This window comes from Prosthecobacter dejongeii (genome assembly GCF_014203045.1).
GTDB classification, from domain to species: Bacteria; Verrucomicrobiota; Verrucomicrobiia; order Verrucomicrobiales; family Verrucomicrobiaceae; genus Prosthecobacter; species Prosthecobacter dejongeii.
Genome location: NZ_JACHIF010000009.1, coordinates 46,710 through 64,031, shown reverse-complemented (window position 1 = coordinate 64,031; position 17,322 = coordinate 46,710). Strand labels below are relative to the sequence as shown.

Here is a 17,322-nt window from a genome sequence, read left to right as displayed (position 1 = left end):
TGCCTTTCGTGATGGCCTCAGTCGACTGCTCCAAACCTCTTTATTGACCCTCAAGCCATGAAACCTTGCCTCGTCCGTCGCCTGCTTCTCACCTGTGCTGCCTGGTCTATTTTGGCTTTACCGATGTCGTCCCCCGCGAGCACCATCGTCTGGAGCAGTGATTTCCAAGATCTGCTGTTTGATTCGAATGGTCAGGAACTGGATGGAAATTTCTCCTTCGAAATCGGCTCCTTTGCCAACGGGTTTGTGCCGACTTCCTCTAACTTCAATGACTGGGCGGCAAACTGGAAGGTGTTTGATCGCGCTTATGATCCGACTCCTGCGGATCCCAATGATGGCGATCCTGAAGGGTGGGAACCGCTGCTGCAATTTTATGTCGGGACTGCCGAGCACACCGCGACGGGTGGCTCAGCCTCGCCAGACGCAGACCCTCTCAGTGTGTTTGCTCAGGGAGAAGTGGCTTACTTGTGGGTGTATAACACCAAGAACCGTGAGGTGGGGACAGAGTGGGCGCTGGTCACCGATGGGGCTGGGCTGGGCGATGTGGCCGATGATTGGGCTTTCCCAGATCCGGCAGAGCCATCTTCGACCTCGTATGAGTGGCAGCTCGCCGATGCGGACGAAGCCATCTACGGCGGACTGAATGGGACGACGGGCGGGGGGCAAAATTATACGATTCAGACGAGCTTGGTTCCTGTGCCGGAACCTGGATCTTCCGTTCTTTTTGGTGTGGCGGCACTGGGTGTCCTGCTGCGTCGGCGTCGCACCCGTGAGCAGCCTTCCATTCGTTGATCGAGGAGCCCCGGCATGATCCAGCGATTTTCTTCATCACCTAAGAGGAATGGCCGTGCTCTTTGGGCGCGGTTTTGGCGTCTCCGGGGGACCTTCGTGTTTTTGAGTCTTCTCGTGATTGCTGGAGGCTTGCAGGGACAGACTTCAGATTTCGGCGATTACAGTTCGTTCTTGAGCGCAAGCAGCACGCGCAATGCAACGCTGCGACTGGGTGCGACGGTGGATGCAGAGACGGCAGCGACGGTGAATGCGACTGCTAGTGGTGATGATGTCACGGGAGGTGATGATGAAGATGGGGTGACCTTTCCTGCTACGCTGATGCAGGGGGCGGCTTCCAGTCTAACTATCAATGTGACCAATACACGCGGCTCGACGGCGTATTTGAATGTCTGGATTGATTTTAATAACAACGGCGTGCTGACGGATACGGGAGAGCAGGTTGCCACGAATACGACGATCAGTAACGGAACGTCGAACTTGAACCGCACCGTGAATTTCACGGTGCCTACGACGGCTTTTGCCGGAAACATTGCGCTGCGTGTGCGCCTTACCAGCATCAGTAGCCCTGGGCCGGGTGGCGCAGATGGTATCGGTGAAGTGGAGGATCATCTCATGACCATCACACCCGGTTTCGCCCTGGTGGTGGTGAACTACAACAATAATACAATTAGCCGGTTTAGTGGGGCCAATGGTGCGCACCTTTCCACCTGGACACCTACCGGTTTGAGTGCGCCTAACTATGGGTATCGTCTCAGTGACAATACCTTTTTGGTTGCCAATGGTTCATCAAATACGATCACGAAGTACAACCCATTCACGGGTGCTTATTTGGGGACTTTGGTGTCTTCTGGCAGTGGTTTAAATTTCCCTTATCAAATGGCGGTAGGTCCCGATGGTAGTGTCTTCATTGCGAACCAAAATGCGGACAATGTGCTGCGTTTTAACCAAACGACCGGAGCGGTGATGTCCACGGTGCTGACCACCAATAATCCTGCGGGGCTGGTCTTTGACAGCACCGGGCAGATGTATGTGACGCAGAATATTTCCGGTGGGAAATTGTTGCTGTACAGTTCTGCAGGGGTGTTGCAGTCCACCATCGCCACTTGGCCTTCGGGTGAAAGCCCACGTGGATTGGCCTGGGGGCCGGATGGGCGGTTGTATGTGAACGTGAGCACCAGTACTACTGGGCGAGTGGATGCCGTGGAGTTCCCCACACGCACACGCACGACTTTTGTGACCTTGGATGCTGGGTCCAATCCTTACACCGGGATCAAGTGGGGGCCTGATGGCAACCTCTATGTGGTGGACTATGGTGAGGATGAACTCCATGTGTTTAGCTCCACAGGCGCTGCTGTGCGGACGATCACCACCAGTCTGAGCGGACCTCACGCGATCGCTTTTACTGACTTAGCGGCCGGTAGTACGCAGGATTTCGGTGACTACTCAGGCTTTGGCTCTGCTAGCAGTACCTGGAATACGACACTGCGACTGGGGAATGAAAATGATACGGAGGCAGCACCACGTCTTTCAGACTCAGCGAATGGGGATGACATTGATGACATTGACGATGAAGAAGGGGTGACTCTCCAGGAAACAATGCCGGCGGGTAGTGTGGGCAGTGTGGTGGTGAAGCGGCTGAATACTTCCGGCGCAGTGGCCTACCTGAATGGCTGGATTGACTTTAACCGCAATGGCGTCCTGACCGATTCTGGAGAGCAAATCATCGTGAATCAAACGGTGGCAACGGGCACCAATGGGATCAATCAGGCGTATTCCTTCAATGTGCCTTCTGGGGCTTCTTTGGGCGAGGCAGGTGCGCGTTTTCGACTGACTTCCACTAGTAACCCTGGGCCTGTCGGAGCATCCGGCAATGGTGAAGTGGAGGATTATTTAGTGACGCTGACGGCGGCGATTTTGGACTTTGGGGATCACTCCAGTTTACCCTCTGCTGGGAGTACGGTGAATTCAAATCTGCGTCTGGGGACACTGGTGGACAGCGAAGCGAGTGCCGTGACCAATGCAACGGCCACGGCCGATGATACGACGGGGACGGATGACGAGGATGGCGTGACTGTTCCCACGAGTGTCCAGCAAGGGACGGCAGGATCACTCAGTGCGGTGGTCAGTAATGCGACGGGGAGTACTGCCTTTTTGAATGCTTGGATTGACTGGAACAATAATGGTTCCCTGACGGATGCAGGGGAGCAGATCGCCTCGAATACAACAATCAGCACGGGCCTCACCAATACGACTCGCACTTTGAATTTCACAGTTCCTTCGACAGCTGCAGTGGGGCAGGTGGCCGTGCGGGTGCGATTGACTTCCGTGAGCAGCCCGGGACCTGATGGTAACGATGGCACAGGTGAGGTGGAAGATTACACACTGACTCTTTCACCTAACTTAGGGTTAGGTAATCTGGTGTGGAATGATGCGAATGACAATGGCCTCTTTGATGCAGGCGAAAGCGGCATTAACAATGTGCAGGTGGAGCTGTGGTCTCCAGGCCAGGATAACTTGATCGGCGGAACGGGGGTGAATGCAGATACGAAGCTGGCCACGACCGTCACGGCGGGTGGGGGTGTCTATGGATTCACGGGGCTCACGGCGGGACGCTACTTTGTGAAGGTGCCGACGCCGCCGCTTTCGAGATCAAGCTCGGTGGTGGATAGTACGGACAATGGTCAAGACCTAGACAATGATGGTGCACAGCCTGGAGGCTCTGCCACATCAGCCTACAGTGGTGTGGTGCAATTGGCCGTGGGGGCAGAGCCAGGGAGCACCGGCGGTGGCAACGTGGATAACACGATAGACTTTGGTTTTGTAGCTAACGTGGGTTCGCCTTTCGTGTGTGATAACCGCTTCTACATCATGCAGAACGCGGAGACAAGCGCGGGCTCTGGCATATGGGACACGACGTTGTATTACATCGGCACGGGCCAAACGCTGGAACCCATCTTCATTTTCAGCGGTAAGAAGCTGAATGGATTGGCTGCCTATGGAGGCTACCTCTACTGTGTGGACCAGAACGGCAACCACCTCTACCGCGTGAACTCGCTGGGGACGTTGGTGGACATGGGGGTGATCGATGGCTTGCCCTCACCGGGAAGCAGTGGCCAGTGGTCTGGTGCCACTGCGCTGACGACTGGGCAGATGATTTTAAATTTGTTCAGTAACTCGACCACTACTCTCTACACGATTGATCTGGGGTCGGCGAGTCTCGTCGGCAGCGGTGTGGTGTGTAAGTATGCCAGCACAGGGCTGCCCGTGACAGGCAATTTTGGTGACATTGTTTGGGACCCTCTCAGCACGAAGATTTACGGTTACAATACTGTGGATACCGCGCAGTTAGGTTTATTCGAAATCAATGCGAGCACAGGTGTCTGCACGCGTGTGGCTGCGGCGACGGTTTCTTCTTTTGGTTCAATGGTGATCGATGCCAACGGATTGGCTTATGGTTATGGCAGCCAGGGTAGCTCTGGGGTGCAGGACACCCTGTATGTTTTCAATCGCACGAATGGCATTTTAAATGGTTCGCTGACCGCTGTGGGAACGGGCCCGAGTGTTTCTAACTCCGATGGTGCGGCCTGTCCTGGAGCGGCCCCGTCCATGAAGCTGGGCAATCTGGTGTGGTATGACGTGGATGATGACGGCATCAAGGACAGTGGCGAAGTCGGCATCAATGGGGTCCAAGTTCGTTTGTTTTTGGGGGGGGAAGATCCACTCACAGCAGCTCCCGCTGCAACGGTGACCACCGCTGGCGGGGGATTGTTCTCGTTTGAGAATTTGTCTCCTGGGCAATATTTCCTCTACATCCCGACTCCACCTGCCGCTTACCCATTGAGCAGCACCGTGACGGATACGGCGGACAATGGTCAGGACGGTGATGATAACGGCATCCAGACTCAGCAGGGGCAGCCTGTGCGTAGCCCTTTGATCTCTCTGGTCGCAGGGACTGAGCCGACGACTGATGGTGATACGGATAGCAATACGGACTTAACGATCGATTTTGGTTTCCGTTCTTGTTCTGCCATCAACGTGAGCGGCACCCCTGGGAGTGCGACGGTGGGGAAGTTCTTTACCCATACTTTTGGAGCTGTGGGAGGGAGTGCACCTTACACATGGTCTGTGGTGAGTGGCACATTGCCTGCGGGATTGCTTTTGAGCGAAGGCGGTGTCTTGAGTGGCACGCCGACCACCTCCAATGGCAGTGGTATTTCTGTCACGGTGCGTGCGACGGACGCTGTGGGGTGTCGGGGGGATATGAGCGTCACACTGGTGGTGCTGCCTAACCTAGACTTTGGAGATTACACAGCTTTCCCGAGTGCATCGAGTGTCGCAAATACCACTTTAAGGATCGGTCTCTTGACGGATGCAGAAGCGACAGCGACCACCAACACGACGGCTACAGGAGACGATGTGACGGGCAGTGATGATGAAGATGGCGTTGTCGTGCCAGCGCTTTTGGAACAAGGCAAAGCGAGCAGCATTACGGTGATGGTGACCAATTCTACTGGATCTTCGGCACTGCTGAATGCTTGGGTTGATTTCAATCGTAATGGCAGCCTCAATGATGCAGGTGAGCAGATCGCCACAAATGTCTCTGTGGCAAATGGTTCGGCGAATGTGGCCCGCGTTCTGAATTTTACGGTCCCTGTTTCGGCTTCACTCGGTGCGAGCGCTCTGCGGGTGAGATTGACCAGTGTCAGCAGCCCCGGAACGGATGGGACGGATGGCAACGGGGAGGTGGAAGATCATGCGGTGATGATCAGTCCACCTTTGTTAGATTTTGGTGACTATGCCAGTTTTGCCCAGGCATCGAACACGGCGAGTATGAACCTTCGGTTAGGCTCAGCCGTGGATGCAGAGCCTGCGGCGACATTGAATAGCATCGCGACTGGGGATGACACCACGGGGAGTGACGATGAAGATGCAGTGACTTTCCCCGCCATGACCGCTGGGCAGCCCGTGACTTTGTCCGTGCCAGTTACCAACCTTACGGGCAGCACCGCTTTCTTAAATGCCTGGATTGATTTTAATAATGACGGAGATTTGCTGGATGCTGGTGAGCAAATCGTGAGTATTCTCACTGTTTCCAATGGATCTAACAATTTGTCCCTGAGTCTAGACTTTACGGTGCCGACGAATGCGGTCACTGCCGCCACCAACATTGGTGCACGCTTCCGTTTGACCTCCGCTTCTGCACCCGGACCTACCGGGGACTCAGGAGTGGGTGAGGTGGAAGATTACGCGGTGGTTATCCTGGCACCCATTACGGATTTCGGCGACTGGGATCGCGGAGTGACGGTATCCAATACAGCGGATTCACGGCTGCGTCTGGGGGCCTCTGTGGATGCTGAGTATGCGGCGACGACGAATGCTGCTGCGACAGGCGATGATGTGACGGGCGTGGATGACGAAGATGGGGTCACTTTCCCAGCTCTCATCGCAGGTGCCCCAGTGACGATCAACATTGTGCGCACCAATACGACGGGGGCAGTCGGCTATTTGAATGCCTGGATGGACTTCAATAACAACGGTTCTTTCACTGACAGCGGTGAGCAAGTGCTGACGAATTCCAGCCTGGCAAGCAACACCGTGGATGGGGTGCAGAACCTGAGTCTAACGATCCCAGCTAATGCAGTCACAGGCACTGCGATAGGGGCGCGATTCCGCATTTCACAACTGGCCAGTCCTGGCACGGGCGGCGCTGGGGGGACGGGTGAGGTGGAAGACTATGTCGTCACGATTGATGCGCCTACGACCGATTTTGGGGATTTCTCTTTGTTTGGTTCGGCCAGCAGCAATCGCCTGGCGGGACTGCGTCTTGGTGCGGTGATTGATACCGAGTATTCGGCCACGGTGAATGCGGCTGCTACCGGTGATGATAGCACCGGGGCCGATGATGAAGACGGGGTGGCGTTTTCTTCCATGATCGCGGGGGCTCCTGCGGTCATGACAGCCACGGTGACGAATACGACAGGTGCAGTGGCCTACATCAATGCATGGATTGATTTTAATGGCAATGGGGTGGTGACAGATGCCGGAGAACAGGTGATCACCAATGCAGTGGTGAACGCAGGCGTGACGGATGCTGTGATGAATTTAAACTACAGCGTGCCAGCGACGAGTCTGACGGGGGTCAATCTAGGATCGCGAGTGCGATTGACGGATGTGTCGGGCGCGGTTTCTGTAGGAAGCGTCGGCAACGGCGAGGTGGAGGATGGGGTGGTGATGGTAGCTGCGCCAACGACTGATTTTGGGGACTACAGTGGTTTTGCGGATGCTTCTCAGGGGGTAAGTCCAAGCCTGAGAATGGGACTAACCATTGATGCTGAATTTGCCTCCACTCGCGATGGCACGGCGACTGGAGATGATGTCACCGGCGCAGACGATGAGGATGGTGTCACACTGCCTGCTTTCACGGCTGGAGGACCTGTGGCTGCTAGCGTGCTGGTGACGAATACGACGGGCGCGCTGGGCTACCTGAATGCGTGGGTGGACTTTAACAACAATGGTCTTTTGACCGATCCTGGTGAGCAGGTGGCGAGTAACATCAATGTGGTGACTGGAACGAGCAATGGAACGATTCCCATCAACTTCACGGTGCCTGCCAATGCGATTACCGGGGTAAAGGTAGGGGTGCGTTTTCGTCTCTCGGCACCACTTTCGCCGGGGCCCGTGGGAGCCAACTTGGCCGTGGGGGAACTGGAGGACTATGCCGTCACGATTGCACCTCCCACGACTGATTTTGGAGACTATGCCAGCTTTTTACCCGCGAGCAGCACGGTCGAGACAACTTTGAAAATGGGAGCTCTCGTGGACGCGGAATTCGCTGGCAGCACGAATGCTGCGGCCACGGGCGATGACACGACGGGCAGTGATGATGAAGATGGGGTTACGCTGCCTGCTATAGCGGCGGGGGGGACCTACACCATCCCAGTCGTCATCACGAATAATCGTGGGTCCAGTGCGTTTCTAAATGCCTGGGCGGACTTCAATAACAACGGTTCTTTGACGGATGCGGGGGAACAAATTGCAACTAATGTGGTGGTGGCAAATGGCAGCAATAATGTGACCTTTAATTTGACTGGCACGGTGCCGCTCAGTGCTACCACGGGCGTCAATGTGGGGCTTCGGTTCCGCCTCACTTCCGTCAGTTCACCAAATGCGGTTGGCACTGCAGGGGCCGGGGAGGTGGAGGACTATGTGTCTAACATCATCGCGCCGACGCATGATTTTGGTGACTGGAGTGGGCTGGGCGATGCCTCGAATGGCATGAGTAATAATTTGAAGTTAGGGGCACTGGTGGATGCTGAAATCGTCTCCAACCGGAATGCCACAGCGACGGGGGATGACACGGTGGGGGTGGATGATGAAGATGGAGTGGTGCTACCCTCCATGACCGCAGGTGAGACGGTGGTAATTCCATTGACCGTTACCAATACGACTGGATCTGGTGCTTTCCTGAATGCGTGGATTGATCTGAATAACAATGGGGTGCTGACGGATGCCGGAGAGCAATTTCTGGTGAACCGCGCGGTGGTTACGGGCAGCAACGGCAGTGTGATCAATCTGAACCTAGCTATCCCACCCACGGCTGCCACAGGAACGCCATTGGGACTGCGGTTCCGCCTGACGACTACGGCCTCGCCGGGTGTCACCGGGAGCGCGGGTGGTGTGGGCGAAGTGGAAGATTATGTCGTGACGATCCAGGCTCCGACGACTGATTTTGGAGATTACTCCGGGCTTGCATCCGCAGTCAGCACCCGAGATACAAACTTGCGGTTAGGCGCTTTGACCGATGCTGAGTTTTTAGTGATCAGCAATGCGGCTGCGAATGCGGACGACCTTGCTGGTGAGGATGATGAAGATGGTGCGATTATCCCGCTCCTGATGGCTGGTGCTCCAGCGACGATTCCCGTGCAAGTGACCAATAACCGTGGTGTGCCCGCTTATTTGAATGCCTGGATTGATTACAATGCCGATCAGGATGTGCTGGATGCGGGTGAGCAAATCGCGACTAACATTGTGATCCCCACAGGCACGACAAATGCCATTCAAAATCTGACTTTCACCGTGCCAGCAGGTGCTGTGACGACCACGACGCTCGGGGTGAGATTCCGCCTGACGGATGTGCAAAGCCCGGCTCCCGTTGGGGCCGCTGGTGTGGGGGAGGTGGAAGATTATGTCGTGCTGATCTCAGTGCCACCGTCTGACTTTGGCGACTGGAGCGGTGCTGGGGATGCCTTTTCCACCGTCAATGAAGGTTTGCGACTGGGTTACCTGACGGATACGGAATATGTCTCGACGCTGAATGCCACTGCGACTGGGGATGACAATACGGGCGCGGATGATGAAGATGGGGCAACGCTGCCTGCCTTTGTGGCGGGTGCGCCTGCGACGATTCCCGTCGTGGTGACGAATCTTTTCCGAGATAACGCCTACCTGAATGTGTGGATGGACTTCAACAACAACGGCAATTTTACCGATGCGGGGGAGCAGGTGGCGACCAATGTGCTGTTTGTGACTGGGCAGTCGAACATCACCCACAATGTGGCACTGACCGTGCCTGCCACAGCGGTGACAGGCTCGACGATTGGGATCCGAGTCCGCCTGACGGATGTTTCAAATGCGGCGAGCACGGGTGCGGCTGGCTTTGGTGAGGTGGAGGATTACACCACCACCATCGCAGTGCCGACGACTGACTTTGGTGACTGGGACGGAGCAGCAGATGCGTCTAGCATCGCCAGTAGCAACCTGCGTCTGGGTGCGTTAGCGGATACAGAGTATGTTTCCACACGAAATTCAGCCGCCACAGGTGATGATGCGACAGGCAGTGATGATGAAGATGGGGTGACGGTGCCTAGCAGTTTAAATCAGGGGGCCAGTGGCACGATCACGGCCATGTTGACCAACAATCTTGGTGCCAGCGCTTATCTAAATGCGTGGGTGGACTTCAATGGCAACGGCAGCTTTGCCGATGCGGGGGAACAAATCGCCACGAATACCCTGATCTCTACGGGCTCCAATGGGTTGGTTCGTAACTTAGATTTCACGACGCCTGCGGCCGCCAAACCAGGACTGCGCGGTGTGCGTGTGCGATTGACCAATGTACAGAATCCTGGCCCAACGGGAGCCGCAGGGACGGGTGAAGTGGAAGATACGTTGGTTAGGGTGAACTGCCCCACTTTGACCATGACTCCGGCTACCTTGGCCGTGCCTGTGGTGGGCATGACGTATGAGCAAGGCATCTCGATTACCGGAGGTGCGGCCCCTTACACTTTCAATCTCATGCTGGGTGCCCTTCCTGCGGGCATCACCTTGAGTCCTGCGGGTGTCCTGCAAGGAAAAGCCACGAACACGACTCCTGCCAGTTTCACGCTGCTGGCTACCGATGCCAATGGTTGCCTGTTGACTCGGGAATATTCTCTGGCTCCTGTCTGCCCTGCAATTGTGGTGGGGCCCACGACTTTGCCAGCGCCAGTGGTGGGCAGCGCCTACAGTCAATCCATCACGGCAACAGGTGGCACGGCAGGCTACACGTTTGCTCTTGCCAGTGGGACGCTGCCAACGGGGCTGGCCCTTGCTACGGACACGGGATTGATCTCAGGGACAACCACACAGGCGGGTGCCGTGTCTTTCGTGGTGCGGGTGACAGATCTCTATGGATGTGTCGCCACTCAAAGTTATACGGTCACTCCCACGTGCCCGGCGATCACGCTCACTCCTTCTTCCCTGCCCGCACCTGTAACAGGGGTGTTTTATAATCAAAGCGTGAGTGCTTCCGGCGGTGTGGCTGGTTATACCTATACCTTGAGTTCTGGGGCCCTGCCTCAAGGGCTAAGTTTGGGGAACGGCGGCGTCATCAGTGGAACGCCAGTTTCGATAAGCTCTTCGACCTTTATTGTTAGGGTGGTGGATTCACGTGGCTGCACAGGCACTCGCGCTTTTGCGCTCACTCCTGTTTGTCCGGCAGTCGTCGTTCAAACGACGAGCCTACCTTTGGGGTATCTGGGGACTGCCTACAATGTCACGTTGAGTGCTGGTTCAGGGACGGCACCTTATCAGTGGTCGGTTACTTCGGGCTCTCTGCCAGCAGGGCTAACTTTGAGCCCTGAAGGGCTGCTCTCAGGTGTGCCGACGGCTCAAACAGGCAGCACTTTCACAGTGCAGGCCCGAGACGCGAATGGCTGTGTTGCCACGAGGTCGCTTTCCTTTGTCATGGGCGGGCTTTCGTTGGGGAATCGTGTGTGGCTGGATAACAATAATAATGGTCTGCTGGAAGCTGGCGAAAATGGCGTGCCGGGGGCTACTGTGCAGTTATTTAGACCAGGGACGGACAATGCGATCGGCGGCACGGGTGGTGCTGCGGATACGCAGGTAGGATCAAGCCTGACCACGCTGGCCAATGGAGCCTACAGTTTTACGAATCTCCCTCCTGGAAACTACTATGTGAAAGTCACCCCACCTGTGGGATACACTCACAGTGGTGGGGTGCCTGCCACATCTGATAACAATGTGGATGGTAACAATGACGGTGCACAGCCTGGGGGAGTGGGCACGGCTTTATTCAGCCCTATCATCGCGCTGCAACCTGGAAGCGAATCTGTGGCCGATGGGGATCTGGACGCGGATACCAACTACACGGTGGACTTTGGTCTATGGGCTCCCTTGGCTATCGGTAACCGTGTATTCATGGACATCAATGGTGATGGCCGGATGAATCCAAATGAAGGTATCGAATACGCCTACGTGCAGATCTTTAAAGCAGGGGCAGACGTGAATGTGGACGAAGCGGTAAGTGCGACCATCTCTGATGAAGGTGGCCGTTACTTGCTGACGGATTTAAATCCCGGTTCTTACTTCCTGCATCTGGCCGCTATTCAGTTTGAATACGGTGGAGTCTTGCAGTGGGCCACGCCCTTGTCAGAGGTCAGTTCCGGGGATGATAATTTGGGGCAGAAGCTGCTCTACAATAACTCGCCCGTGACCAATGGCGCGAGCACAGCCGTTTTCACCATCGTGCCAGGGCAACTCGCAGCGGGCACGGCTGAATCAGGGGCGGACGGCATGGCGGATGATGAAGGCCTGGATGCGAATACGGATCTCACCTTTGACCTTGGGTTGGAGTGTCTAGATTGCTCGAGCTTTAATTTGGCAATGCGTGAAAGCGCCCCTCCACCCGTGGAGACGGTTGTCTTGGAGACGGACCTTTCTGCTGGCGTAACAACCTTTGCCTCATGGGAGGAAGTTTATGGTCTGGGTGACCAAGGTGGACCGATGGACAATCCAGACGCTGACCTCTACCCCAATCTTCTGGAGTATGCGCTGGGTACAGACCCTGCCAGCGGTGCGAGTGGTGCAGGTCGGTTTAAACTGGAAACTCAGCCTGCGACGGGGGCTGTGGATGTGGTGGTGACACTGCCGATGTCCGGGCGGCGTGACATAAAGCTGACTCTGGAGGTGAGTGAAGATGCAAAGACTTGGTCGGCGGTAGGTGTTTCTCCCGAAGGCTCGTTTAATTCACAAGGTGAACAAACCCTTCGTTATGCTCAGGTGGATAACCGTTTATTTGCCGGAGCTGCCAGAGGCTTGGTTCGTTTGAAGGTTTCTTTGGATGCGAATCTGGATGGGCAAGCGGAAGCTGCTGCAGTGACGCCTGGGTGGATGTTCAGTCGTGAAACTTTGGGGAAAGGCACTCGCAGTTTCTCCATGCCGCTTCAGCAGCCGGAGTTGTATGCAGGGCTTGTCAATGAGGCCGTGGGGGATCGCAGCCTGCGCTTAAAAACACTTTCAGGAATTGCCCTAGAAGCTGCTGCTGTACTGGAAGTTCTGGATGGCCCTCATGGGGGGGATCAGTTTGCCGTGACGCAGGTTGATGGGGACCGGGTGACGGTGGCGGCTCCCTTGCCTGCGGGGATGCAGGGCGCTCGGGTGGCCCTGCGTGCTGTGTGGAGTCTGGATGCGTTGCTGCCCGTGGATCTTTTTGCTCAAGGCAGCTCTGTGGACACCACAGATCGAGTTCTGAGGTATGATGCCGTCAGTCATGATTTTGTGCCTGTTCTACCAGGCGCGGCAGGCTGGACCGAAGCTCTGGGACAAACCGTGACGCTGGGCCACGATGAAGCTGTGCTGGTGCAGGTGCGCGCCCAGGACGTGAGTGTGGTGGTGGCGGGACAAGTGCCTGTCATAACCTCAGCTCTCAGGCCTGAATCTGGGGCTCGATTCATCGGCTCTCAGCGCGTGGTGGATACAACTCTGGTGGAGTTGGGACTGACCGCTGATGCTGGGTTCCCAATGGCAGCAGAGCCGGCGGTTGCAACTCGGATACGGTTATTGATGTCAGACGCTGACCGTGCGCAGTCGGGTTACGATAACCTCTATCTTCAGATGTCTCCGACAGGAGCCTCGTGGCTGCGCGAGGGCGATACCGCCGCTGCGGACCTGGGCCAGGAAAAACTGTTGGAGCCTTTCCGTGGCTTCTTCCTAGTGCAGCCTTAAGTCGGTCTTTCTAAAAGCTCACTTGGACTGCGGTTGGGCAAAACGAACTTCCACGCCTGGGATCGTCTTGGCTAGAGCGGTGCCTTTTTCAGGGCCTAGTACACACATGGCAGTGGCGAGTGCATCGGTGGTGGTGCAATCATCGGCAATGACGGAGCAGGCGATGCTTTGAGTTAGGCCAAGTCCTGTCTTCAAAGACAGGATGTGGGAATATCGGATACCTTCGATTTCGATGAATTGATAAAGGTCACCCGAAGTGGAAACCGCGCGATTCGCTAGCGTGATGGAAGTGAGATCATCCTCACCTTCACGCCGTTTGAAAGTGCGCAGTTTAATTTCCCATCCGGGTTTGCCGGGAGGTGCATCCCCCACAGCGGTATCGCCACCGGCGATGACGACTGCGCGCCCAAGGCCGTACTGACGCAGAACACGAAGGCAGTCATCGGCAGCGTAGCCTTTGGCAATGCCGCCGAGGTCTAAGAGTGTACCGGGTTTGAGGGTGATTTGCTGCTTGGGCGGGTCAATCTGGATGCGTCGCCAATCGGTGGCCGCAATCGCAGCCTGGAGGCGAGGTGTGGGGGGCAGCTTTCCTTGCCTACGGGTGCGGCGCCAGAGCTGGGTGAGGTGGCCACAGGTTGGGTCAAAGGCACCGTCTGTGAGTTTCGCGAAATCAACGGAGCGTTCCAGGAGCTCCAGCATCGGTGGGCTAACTTTCACGGGATAAACGGCCTCCGGTGCACAAAGGCGCATGAGCTCGCTGGTGGGATCGTAGTCGGTAAAAATCTGGTTCAGTTCCGCGATGCGGGCGAAGCAGGCCGTCGTGGCTTTTTCAGCCTGCTCGCGACTTTCAGCATAACAAGAGATGCGAAAAGTGGTGGCCATCCCCGGGCCGCTGAAGTCAAAACGCTGCGGCGTGGCAGCGGATAATGAAAGCGCCCCGAATGCCAGGAAGCAGACGGGGCGCAGAAGATTCATGACCGAGGTACCGTTAGGCCACCAGAGTCTGGTCACGGGAAGGGCCGACGCCGAGGAGGCTGACGCGGGCACCGGTCAGTTCTTCGAGACGCTTGAGGTAGGCCTTAGCCAGTTCTGGCAGGTCTGCGAAGTTTTTGATCTGGCTGAGATCCTGTTTCCAACCCTGGTGGGTTTCGTAAACGGGCTCGCAGGCTTCGATGTCTTCGATGGTGCTCGGCGGGTAGTGGATGGTCTCACCGCGCAGCTTGTAGGCGGTGCAGATCTGGATGGTATCCAGACCGTCCAGGCCGTCCAGGTTTGTGATGGCCAGTTCGTCAGCACCATTGATCATGACGGCATAGCGCACCAGCACGGCATCCAGCCAGCCGCAACGGCGAGCACGGCCGGTGGTGGCACCGTACTCACGACCCATGTTGTGCAGCATGTCACCGATGTCTTCATTCTCTGTGATGAAGGGACCGGAGCCGACACGGGTGGTGTAGGCTTTTGCCACAGCGACGACTTTGTCAATCATGCGGGGAGGCACGCCGGAACCTGTGCAAGCACCTCCTGAGGTGGTGTTGGAACTGGTGACGAAGGGATAGGTGCCGTGGTCAATGTCTAGGTATGTGCCTTGGGCACCTTCAAAGAGCAGGCTCTTGCCAGCGCGGATGGCCTCGTGGCAATAGACGGCGGTGTTGGTGATGTGCGGGGCCAGCACTTTGGCGGCAGCCAGCACGGCGGTGATGGTTTCTTCCACCGGCACCTCTGCCACGCCGACGGCGCGGAAGGTCTCGTTGTGCATGAGGATGCGGCTGCGCAGTTCTTTTTCGAGCTGCTCTGGGCGAGTCAGGAGGATGGCGCGCAGACCACCGCGCTCTACTTTGTCCGCATAAGCCGGGCCGATGCCGCGACCGGTGGTGCCGATTTTTTTGTCACCCAGTTTTGCTTCGCGTGCCTGATCCAGACCTTTGTGATAAGGCAGGACGAGGTGAGCGGTCTCACTGATCTTGAGATTTTCCGGAGTGATCTTGACGCCTTGCGCCCGGAGTTTGGCCATCTCTTCCAGCAGGCCGAGGATGTCCATGACCACACCGTTGCCGATGACGCACATCTTATCTTCCCAGAGGATGCCGCTGGGGATGAGGTGCAGGATGTACTTGGTGCCGTTGTTGATGACGGTATGGCCGGCGTTGTTCCCGCCTGCGGCGCGTACGACGACATCTGTGTGTTCTGTGAGGTAATCAACGATCTTACCTTTTCCTTCATCGCCCCACTGGGCACCGACAACAATGGTATTGGACATTACTTGAGCTTCTTCGCGGCGCATGGAGGCCGCATCCTTGTTTGGTTGTTTATGACAAAAATCCATGTTGGCGGCAGGTCATGCCGCCAGGGATCGCGATGGAGCGATCACCGGACCGAGGATTTAGGCGGTCATCTGAGTAAATGAGAATGCGGCATAAGCGCAGACCAGGAGGGCCAATGCACCGAGGCCGAAGAGGGGACCGTAACCGTTGCTCTTCGGTTTGCCTTTAGGGCCGAAGCCTGTGCGGCGATTACGATCAATAGGGGCTGCGCCATAACCACTGCTGGACATGGTGCGGGTGGGGGCGCTGTAGGCAGGGGCTTCTTCGAAATCCCCGATGAAAACGCAATCCACGTGGCCAAGGGTAAAGCTGCCACCGTGGCCGAGTTCCAGGCGTTCCACGCGCTCACCGCCGATTTTGGTGCCATTGGTGGAACCGAGGTCGGTAAAGACCCAGGCATCCCCTTCGATGGCGACTTCACCATGATGGCTGGAAACCGAGTCATGAGAGATGACGATCTGATTGTCATCTGCGCGGCCCAGCGTCATACGCTCAGCGGTCAGCTCAACTTCGCCAGTGGTGCCTTCGGGGGTGGTGTACTGAATTTTTGCCATAGCGTGGGAGGATTTAGCAGGCTAGCGCCCGACTGGCAAGCCGCAATCCTCACCCAGGGCTGGGGGATTTTGTCGCGCAGGGGAGCGGAGTGTGCCAATAAGGGGTCGTGATACCCCCGACCTTTGTTTTTGCCACCTGCCGTCCTGGCGCTGAAGCTGCCCTCAAAAGAGAGGTGGCTACCCGTCATGGAGGCCTGCTGACCCCGGCCTTCATGAGGCCGCAGCTCATTACTTGGAAGGTGCAGGGAGAGTTGCCAGGGCATTTTCGCCTCGGGGCTTGGTTGGCTCAGGTCTCTGGGTTTTCCCTGGGGATGGCAAAAACTCCGCAGGAAGTGGCGGAGCGTGCTGCCGTGGTCAATGCGGCGGTTTTAAATGTAATTCCCCGCGAGGTTTCTGAAGAGGGTGCTGATCCTGAAACCTGGGCCCGGGTAGATGCCACGGGGGTGGAAGTGCGGGGTCTGCTGGATTTATCCCCGAAGAGGCTGCCGAACCCTGGAGATACCGTGGTGAGTGTAATCATGGGAGCTGAGGGCGAACCCATGCTGGTGGGCTACCACCGCCATCAGCCAGGCGATCTGGCCGATCCTGTCGCGCTTCTGCGTCTATCTTTACCTCCGGAGGCACCCTCACGAGCGTGGATGAAAATGGAGCAGGCGCTGGATTGGTTAGGCATCCAAAAAGATATTCAAGGGCGGACGGTGCTGGAGCTGGGCTCCGCACCCGGTGGCGCTTCTCACTCGCTTTTGTCTCGAGGAGCCACGGTGTTTGGGGTAGATACGGGGGCGATGGATGCCCGGGTATTGGCGCATCCTGCCTTTCATCATCTCAAGGTCGCTGCCGGGGATCTGAGGCCTGGTATGGTGCCAGATCAGGTGGACCTGCTGGTTTCCGACATGAATCTGGAGCCGCGTGTGGTCTGCCAATACGTGGAGAAATTTGCCTCCCGCCTTCGCCCCTTGGGGCTCATTTTGACTCTGAAAATCAACTCGGCCAAAGTCGAGGCTGAGTTGCCGGACCTCATCCACCGCATCCGCGACTGGGCTCCGGGTCCGGTCTATGTGCGGCAGCTCCCAGCCAATCGCCAGGAAGTGACCCTCGTTTCCTGGCAATAAAAAGCCCCGGGCATGTCTGGACACACCTGGGGCTGAAGT

Annotated in this window: 6 protein-coding genes; 3 read left to right on the top strand and 3 right to left on the bottom strand. The window is 56.7% G+C overall.

The genetic code is table 11. The features are described 5' to 3' along the window. Positions 1-57: 57 nt before the first annotated feature. Both HNQ64_RS18460 and HNQ64_RS18455 read left to right on the top strand, forming a co-directional pair. The gene (locus HNQ64_RS18460) at positions 58-792 is read left to right on the top strand and encodes a PEP-CTERM sorting domain-containing protein (RefSeq protein ID WP_184211428.1); all 735 of its coding nucleotides are present in this window, start codon (positions 58-60) and stop codon (positions 790-792) included. A gap of 96 nt (positions 793-888) precedes the next feature. Beyond that, positions 889-13,293, top strand: coding sequence for a GEVED domain-containing protein (locus HNQ64_RS18455; RefSeq protein ID WP_184211425.1), 12,405 nt, complete (start codon positions 889-891; stop codon positions 13,291-13,293). 18 nt (positions 13,294-13,311) lie between these two features. Here HNQ64_RS18455 and HNQ64_RS18450 read toward each other — a convergent pair whose 3' ends face one another. The 3 genes from HNQ64_RS18450 to HNQ64_RS18440 form a co-directional block, all read right to left on the bottom strand. Beyond that, on the bottom strand, positions 13,312-14,268 hold the full coding sequence (locus tag HNQ64_RS18450; RefSeq protein ID WP_184211423.1) for an FAD:protein FMN transferase: 957 nt from the start codon (positions 14,266-14,268) through the stop codon (positions 13,312-13,314). A gap of 13 nt (positions 14,269-14,281) precedes the next feature. Beyond that, on the bottom strand, positions 14,282-15,553 hold the full coding sequence (locus tag HNQ64_RS18445; RefSeq protein WP_184211778.1) for an adenylosuccinate synthase: 1,272 nt from the start codon (positions 15,551-15,553) through the stop codon (positions 14,282-14,284). A 123-nt stretch (positions 15,554-15,676) separates the two neighbouring features. Then, complete coding sequence (locus HNQ64_RS18440; RefSeq protein ID WP_184211421.1) at positions 15,677-16,171, bottom strand: FHA domain-containing protein; 495 nt, start codon at positions 16,169-16,171, stop codon at positions 15,677-15,679. 107 nt (positions 16,172-16,278) lie between these two features. Here HNQ64_RS18440 and HNQ64_RS24360 point away from each other — a divergent pair, with 107 nt between their 5' ends. After that, positions 16,279-17,283, top strand: a complete 1,005-nt coding sequence (locus HNQ64_RS24360; protein ID WP_184211419.1) for an SAM-dependent methyltransferase — start codon at positions 16,279-16,281, stop codon at positions 17,281-17,283. Positions 17,284-17,322: the final 39 nt, after the last annotated feature.